At 68.9% G+C, this 4,388-nt stretch carries 6 protein-coding genes; 4 read left to right on the top strand and 2 right to left on the bottom strand.

Translation table 11 applies throughout. From position 1 onward, the window contains the following. The 4 genes from ACQY7V_RS05645 to ACQY7V_RS05660 all read left to right on the top strand — a co-directional run. The coding region (locus tag ACQY7V_RS05645) for a metal ABC transporter ATP-binding protein (protein WP_428639283.1) at positions 1-802 on the top strand (802 nt) is incomplete at its 5' end. After that, positions 799-1,749, top strand: a complete 951-nt coding sequence (locus ACQY7V_RS05650; protein WP_428639285.1) for a metal ABC transporter permease — start codon at positions 799-801, stop codon at positions 1,747-1,749. The genes ACQY7V_RS05645 and ACQY7V_RS05650, both read left to right, overlap by 4 nt. Before the next feature lie 17 nt (positions 1,750-1,766). Then, a complete protein-coding gene (locus ACQY7V_RS05655) occupies positions 1,767-2,159 on the top strand; it encodes a Fur family transcriptional regulator (RefSeq protein WP_154478351.1) in 393 nt (130 codons plus the stop codon). Further along, positions 2,156-2,692: a VTT domain-containing protein gene (locus ACQY7V_RS05660; protein ID WP_235361198.1), complete on the top strand. Its 537-nt coding sequence runs from the start codon at positions 2,156-2,158 to the stop codon at positions 2,690-2,692. Before ACQY7V_RS05655 ends, ACQY7V_RS05660 begins: the two co-directional genes overlap by 4 nt. 37 nt (positions 2,693-2,729) lie before the next feature. Here ACQY7V_RS05660 and ACQY7V_RS05665 read toward each other — a convergent pair whose 3' ends face one another. Both ACQY7V_RS05665 and recO read right to left on the bottom strand, forming a co-directional pair. Further along, on the bottom strand, positions 2,730-3,587 hold the full coding sequence (locus tag ACQY7V_RS05665) for an isoprenyl transferase (RefSeq protein WP_303774048.1): 858 nt from the start codon (positions 3,585-3,587) through the stop codon (positions 2,730-2,732). Further along, on the bottom strand, positions 3,587-4,321 hold the full coding sequence (gene recO, locus ACQY7V_RS05670) for a DNA repair protein RecO (RefSeq protein WP_428639288.1): 735 nt from the start codon (positions 4,319-4,321) through the stop codon (positions 3,587-3,589). Before recO ends, ACQY7V_RS05665 begins: the two co-directional genes overlap by 1 nt. Positions 4,322-4,388 lie beyond the last annotated feature (67 nt).

Below are 4,388 nucleotides of genomic sequence, written 5' to 3' on the forward strand. Positions count from 1 at the left end.
GACTCGAGCCGGCACCGCCCCCGCGGCGGTGCCGGCCGTCGCCGTTGAGAACCTCCACGTCGCCTGGGACGCCAACCTCGTCCTCCACGGCGTCTCCTTCGGCATTCCCGCCGGACAGACGGTGGCGCTCACCGGATCGAACGGCTCGGGCAAGTCGACGCTGCTGCACGCGATCCTCGGCACCGCCCCCATCACCCGAGGAAGCGCCTGCGTCTTCGGAATCGACAACGCGAAACCCTCCCAAGTCCCCTGGCACCGCATCGGATACGTCCCCCAGCGCTTGAACTCCGCCGGAGCGATCACCGCATCCGCACTGGAGACCGTCCTCACCGGAACACTGGGCAGACGCAAATGGTGGACGAACCGCAAGGACGAGGAACGGGCGCTGAACGCCCTCAAACGGGTCGGCCTGGCCCACCGCGCCAAGGACCCCCTCGCCATCCTGTCCGGCGGGCAGGCCCAGCGGGTCCTCATCGCACGCGCAATGGTCCGCAACCCCGAGCTCCTCATCATGGACGAGCCCATGGCAGGCATCGACCGCGCCTCGCGCGAACGCCTCGCGGAAATCCTCGCCGAGGCGAAAGACGCCGGAACCACGATCCTCGTCGTCCTCCACGAACTCGGCGAACTCGCGCCCCTCCTGGACCGGGAGATCCGCATCTCGCGCGGGCACCTCGCCTACGACGGGCCCGCGCGCCCCGAGGGCGAACACCGGCCCGGCCTCGAGGACTGCCATCACCGCGCCGCCCGACCGCCCGTCCCGCCCTCGTTCGTCGACGGCGCACTGAAGGAGAAGCGATGACCGATCTCATCGACGCGATCGTCTCAATGGCGACCTCGCCCCTCATGCAGCGCTCGCTCATCGCCGCCCTCCTCGTCGGCATGGCGGGCCCGGTCGTCGGCACCTACCTCGTCCACCGCCGCCTCGCGATGCTCGGCGACGGCATCGGACACGTATCCCTCACAGGCGTCGCCCTCGGATGGCTCGCGGGAACCGCCGCCAACATCACCCCGAAGGACGCCTGGGCGCTGCCCGGAGCGCTCCTCGTCTCCCTCCTGGGGGCCGTCGTCATCGAACTCGTCCGCCAATCGGGCAGGACCAGCGCCGATGTCGCCCTCGCCATGCTGTTCTACGGCGGGATCGCAGGGGGCGTTCTCCTCATCGGGATCGCGGGCGGGACCTCCGCCCAGCTCAACTCCTACCTCTTCGGCTCGATCGCCACCGTCTCGTGGAACGACATCCTGCTCATCGCCGTCCTCGCGCTCGCGATCCTCATCATCGGCGTCGGCATCGCGCCCGGCCTGTTCTCCGTGACGAACGACGAGGAATTCGCCCGCTCCACCGGCCTTCCGGTCAAGACGCTGTCGATGATCATCGCGGTCCTCTCGGCCTTGACGGTGGCAGTGGCCATGCGCGTCGTCGGCTCGCTCCTCGTCTCCGCGCTCATGGTCATCCCCGTCGCCATCGCGCAGCTCGGCGCGAAATCCTTCACGACGACGATGCGGCTCGCCATGGGGATCGGCGCCTTCGTCTGCCTCGCAGGCCTGTCCCTCACCTACTTCATCGACCTGTCCCCGGGGGCCGCGATCGTCGTCCTCGCCATCGGCATCTACGCGCTGGCCTTCCTCATCAGGACCCTCATCGACTCCAAGCTGCGCAACAGGCGGATGCGAGCCGTCGTCTCGGAGGCCCCGCACCCCGAACGGCGCTCACCGCAGGACATCGGCTATCCTGCGACAAGCATCTGAACCGGGGGAGGACGCACATGCAGCGAATGACGAAGCAGCGCCAAGCGGTGTTCGCCGAGCTCGCCAGGGTCCCCGATTTCCGATCGGCCCAGCAGATCTTCGACGCCCTCAAATCCCACGGCGAGAAGGTCGGGCTCGCCACCGTCTACCGCAACCTCCAGACCCTCGCCGAGGACGAGCGCGTCGATGTCCTGCGCTCTCACGACGGCGAATCCCTCTACCGCCTCTGCGAGACCCCGCATCATCATCATCACCTCGTCTGCCGTGAATGCGGCAGGGCTGAAGAGATCGAGCAGGACGCCATCGAGGCCTGGGTCAAAGAAGTCGGAGCATCCCACGGATTCACCGAAGTCGAGCACTCCATGGAGTTCTTCGGCCTGTGCGGGGACTGCGCGAAGGCCGGGCGGTGATCCCCCACTGGGCCTCCTCGGGCCCTCCGCTTATCATCTTCCTCTTCCTCGTCGTCTTCTTCCGCGCTCAAGGGACCTATTGGCTCGGTCGCGCCGCCGCCCGCGGCGCCCTCGCCTCCGCGGGCCGCGACGGCTTCCGCGGCTCACTGGCGCGCTGGTTCGACGGCCCCGTGCCCAGGCGCGGCGCAGCGCTCCTCGACCGCTGGGGGCTCATCATCATCCCCCTGTGCTTCCTCACCGTCGGCGTGCAGACGGCCGTCAACGCAGGAGCCGGCCTCGTGAGGATGAAGTGGCGCACCTACACGATCGCGATGATCCCCGGATGCGTCGCCTGGGCCTTCATGTACGGCCTCGGCATGCTCGCCGTCTGGACGGCGGCCCTTTCCGCCGTCGCCGGATCACTGCCCGGACGGATCGTCATCGGCGTCCTTCTCGCGGGCATCGGCGCACGCGCTCTGATGCGGCGCCTGCGCCGGCACGGCCCCTCCGCCTCATGCGAGCGGCTCCGGGCACTCGAACCCGCGCAGGATTGATCGGATCGGTCCGCCCAAGCGCCCCTCGACCGCGACTTCACCGTCCGACTCGAGCATCGACCGCGCCGCCGAAGCGCCGATCACGGCCGGTGTACTCGAGGAGGCAGTCCCACAGCGCCTCACGATCGAAGGCCGGCCAGGGGGTGTCGACGAACATCATCTCCGAATAGGCGAGCTGCCAGAGCAGGTAGTTCGAGATGCGCTGCTCGCCCGAAGTGCGGATCATGAGGTCGACATCGGGGACGTCGGGCAGGTAGAGGTGGCGGGCGAAGGACTTCTCCGTCACGCCCTCGGGCTTGAGACGGCCCGCGCGCACCTCACGCGCGATCTCGCGCGCCGCATCGGCGATCTCGGCGCGCCCCCCGTAATTCACGCACATGACCAGATCCAGGGTCGTGTTCGCGCGAGTCGCCTCCTCGGCCTCCCCCAGGGCCCGGATCACCGACTTCCACAGGCGCGGCTCGCGCCCCGACCAGCGGACGTGGACGCCCCACTCCTTCAACTGGCCCGTCCGGCGCGCGAGCACATCGCTCGCGTACGACATGATGAAGCGGACTTCAGCGGGGGAACGCTTCCAGTTCTCCGTCGAGAAGGTGTAGACGCTCAGATAGCGCACGCCCGCATCGATCGCGCCCGCGATCGTGTCCATGAGCGCGTATTCGCCCGCCCGGTGCCCCTCGGTCCGCGTCAGGCCCCTCGCATTCGCCCAGCGCCCGTTGCCGTCCATGACGAGGGCGACATGCGCGGGCGCTTCCCCCCTGGCGAATGCCGGAACAGGGCCCGGCCACTCCCCCGGCCCGATCAGCCGCCCGAAGGGGTCCGCTCCGGCGCGCTCCATCGGACTGAGGCCGCGCAATTCCTCCAGGGAACGATCGGATCCCGTGAAGGCGACCATCACCTGCTCCTTTCCAGAACACCGAGGGAGCGGATGCGCCGCTCGACGTGCCACTGAGCATACGAGGAGACGAGGGCGTGCGCCTCATTCCGGGCGAAGGCCTCGGAAAGATCGGCCCTTGCCCAGTCCCCCGAGAGCAATTCGCCCATGAGGGCCATCGCCTCGGCCGAGGGCGCCGCGCACCCGGCCGGCCTGCAGTCATCGCAGACGGCACCGCCCTCGTGAATGGAGAAGGAGGTGTGGGGCCCGGCCGCCCCGCAGACCGCGCAATCGAAGAAGGAGGGCGCCCATCCCGCGATCGCGAGGGCCCGGAGCAGATAGGAGGTGAGTACGAGGCAGGGATCGTGGCGCACGTGCGAGAGGGCGAAGAGAGCGCCGACGAGCAGCAGGTACTGGGAACGGGCGCCCTCGTCGGAATCCTGCGTGAGCCTCTCCGCCGTCTCCGCCATGACGGACGCCCTGGTGAAGAGGCCGAAATCGGCGGCGAGGAGGTCGCCGTGCGCGATGATGACCTCCACCTGCGTGATCGTGTCCAGGCTGCGCCCCTTCGCCAGCTGCACGTCGACCACCCCGAAGGGCTCCAAACGGGAGCCGAACTTCGACGAGGTCCGCCGCACGCCCTTGGCGACGGCCCTGACGAGCCCGTGATCCGAAGTGAGGAGGGTGATGATCCGATCGGCCTCCCCGAGCTTATGGGTGCGCAGGACGATCGCCTCATCCCGGTACGTCCTCAACACGCGACTATCTTCCCACGACACGGCGCGCCCGTCCCCGCCAACGGGCAGGACGGGCGCGCAGAGA

It is taken from the genome of Schaalia sp. (assembly GCF_050312375.1).
In the GTDB taxonomy this organism is placed as follows: Bacteria; Actinomycetota; Actinomycetes; order Actinomycetales; family Actinomycetaceae; genus Pauljensenia; species Pauljensenia hyovaginalis.

Bases quoted from the DNA above. Each gene is read 5' to 3' on its own strand.
- ACQY7V_RS05650 (WP_428639285.1), top strand. From the start codon at position 799: ATGACCGATCTCATCGACGCGATCGTCTCAATGGCGACCTCGCCCCTC.
- ACQY7V_RS05655 (WP_154478351.1), top strand. From the start codon at position 1,767: ATGCAGCGAATGACGAAGCAGCGCCAAGCGGTGTTCGCCGAGCTCGCC.
- ACQY7V_RS05665 (WP_303774048.1), bottom strand. From the start codon at position 3,587: ATGGTCGCCTTCACGGGATCCGATCGTTCCCTGGAGGAATTGCGCGGC.